Source organism: Corallococcus interemptor, from assembly GCF_003668875.1.
Taxonomy (GTDB): Bacteria; Myxococcota; Myxococcia; order Myxococcales; family Myxococcaceae; genus Corallococcus; species Corallococcus interemptor.
Genome location: NZ_RAWM01000248.1, coordinates 1 through 2,267, shown reverse-complemented (window position 1 = coordinate 2,267; position 2,267 = coordinate 1). Strand labels below are relative to the sequence as shown.

Here is a 2,267-nt window from a genome sequence, read left to right as displayed (position 1 = left end):
GCAGCCGGGGCAGGGTGCGCTCCAGCCGCATCGGGTCCGGCGGATACGCGGGCACCGCCACCGCCCCGGCATACAGGCAGCCGAAGAACCCGGCGATGTAGTCCAGCCCCGGCGGGTACAGCAGCAGCACGCGCTCGCCCACGGCGCCACGCTCACGCAGCGCGGATGCAATCCGCCGCGCGCGCACGTCCAGCTCCGACGCGCTCCAGACGCTCTCCTCTCCGTCGTCTCCCAGGAAGGTGTACAGCGGCGCTTGGGCGGAAGACCCCTGGGCAAGGGTCAGCAACAAGCCAGAGAGGCTTCGGGGGGCGAGGTCGGTCACGGGGGGAGGCCGTCCAGGTGTCGAAAAATTTCGACACTTCATAGCAGCCCGGATGCTCAATCCCGTAGGCGCTCCCGGTGACGAATCACAGGAGGCCCGGACACGCCGTCAAGTCACGCGCGGCCGAACAGCCCCTTCAACCACCCCATGAAACCTTTCTGCCTGGACACGACGGCGGCATCCGGGGCCTCCTCCGTGACGACTGGAGCGGACGCCGCCACCTTGCGCGTCGCCGGAGCCGCGTTCCCCGGCGTCACCACCGGAGGCACCGGCGCCTGCGCGGCCTCCTCCTGCGCCAGCCGGGCCTTCACCGCCTCCGGCGTGTCCCGGGTGGTGAACGTGCTGACCACCTCGCGCCCCGTGGTGCCTTCCTTGGCGGTCACCTTCAGCAGTGACTCGTTGTTCACCTCGAAGGTCACCGTCACCTGCACCGCGCCCCGAGGCTTCTTCGGCAGACCCGCGAGCCGCAGCGTGCCCAGGTACTCGTTGTCCTGCGCGCGCTCGGAGTCACCCTGGAACACCGTGAGCTCCAGCTCCGTCTGCCCGTCCCGGTGCGTGGACAGCGTGTAGGTCTTGGCCGCCGGCAGCGACACGTTGCGCTCCAGCACCGGCTTGAAGCGCCCACCCGGCAGCGCCACGCCAATGGCCATGGGCAGCACGTCGATGAGCACCACGCCTTCCAGCTGCCCCAGGCTGTGCGCCAGCAGCGCCGCGCCCAGCGCCACGGCCTCGTCCGGGTGCACGCCCTTGCTGGGCGGCCTGCCGAAGAACTTCGTGATCTTCTCGTGCACCAGCGGGAAGCGGCTCTGACCACCGACCAGAATCACCTCGTCGATGTCCGTGGGCTTCAGCCCCTTGGCCTGGAGCACCTCCTCGCAGACCTGGACCGTGCGGTCCACCAGCCCCTCCGTCAGGGCGATCAACTTCTGCCGCGTGAGCGTGACGTCCAGGTCATACGGCTTGTTGTCGATCATCGTGACGAAGGCCACGTGCACCCGCATCTCGGAGCGCTCGGAGAGGGCGCACTTGGCCCGCTCCGCCGCGTCGTTGATGCGCTGCAGGGCCACCCGGTCCCCCTGGAACGCGCGGCCCGTCTGCCGCTCGAACTCCTGGAGGAGGTACTCCACGATGGCGTTGTCGAAGTCGATGCCGCCCAGGAACGTGTCGCCGCCGGTCGAAATCACTTCGTAGACCGTGTCGTGCAGCTCCAGCACCGACGCGTCGAACGTGCCGCCGCCCAGGTCGTACACCAGCACGCGCTGGTTGAGCTTCTTGCCGTAGCCGTACGCCAGCGCCGCCGCGGTGGGCTCGTTGAGGATGCGCTCCACGTACAGGCCCGCGAGCTTGCCCGCCTCGCGCACCGCGTGCCGCTGGTTGTCGTTGTAGTAGGCGGGCACCGTGATGACCGCCCGCGAAATCTGCTGCCCCAGCTGGTTCTGCGCCACCTCGCGCACCTCGCGCAGGATCAGCGCGGAGATCTGCTGGAGCGAATAGATGCGGTCACCCAACCGCACCGCCGCCTCGCCGTTCTGGCCCGCGGCGATCTCGTAGTGGAAGCGGCCTTTGATCTGCCCCACGATGGGCGACGCGTACGGCCGGCCCACCAGCCGCTTGGCGCCGTACACCGTCTGGCGGGGGTTGGTGAGCATCTGCCCCTTCGCGGGGTGGCCCACCACCAGCCTGCCGCGCTGGTTGAACGCGAGGATGGAGGGCACCGTGTTGTGGCCCTCGCGGCTGGGCAGCACCCCGGGCTTGTTGCCGCGCACGAACGCGGCGCACGAGTTCGTCGTCCCCAGGTCGATGCCGATGACCGGCCCCGTCCGGGGAGGCTCGTCGATGGTCAGCCCCAGTGACGCATCCGTCACCATCTCCAGCGCGGGCGCGGCCGGGGCGTCCATCCGGGCCGGGGCGTTGGCCTCCGAGATGGCCGGGGGCAGGGCAGGGG

2 protein-coding genes are annotated in these 2,267 nt (G+C 69.9%); both read right to left on the bottom strand.

Features of this window, described 5'->3' with window-relative positions:
• On the bottom strand, nt 1-322 hold a 322-nt coding region (locus tag D7X96_RS38820; protein ID WP_244219881.1), incomplete at its 3' end, for an AMP-binding protein.
• Nucleotides 323-435: 113 nt separating this feature from the next.
• Nucleotides 436-2,267: Hsp70 family protein (locus D7X96_RS38815; protein WP_121771983.1), on the bottom strand; the 1,832-nt coding region annotated here is incomplete at its 5' end.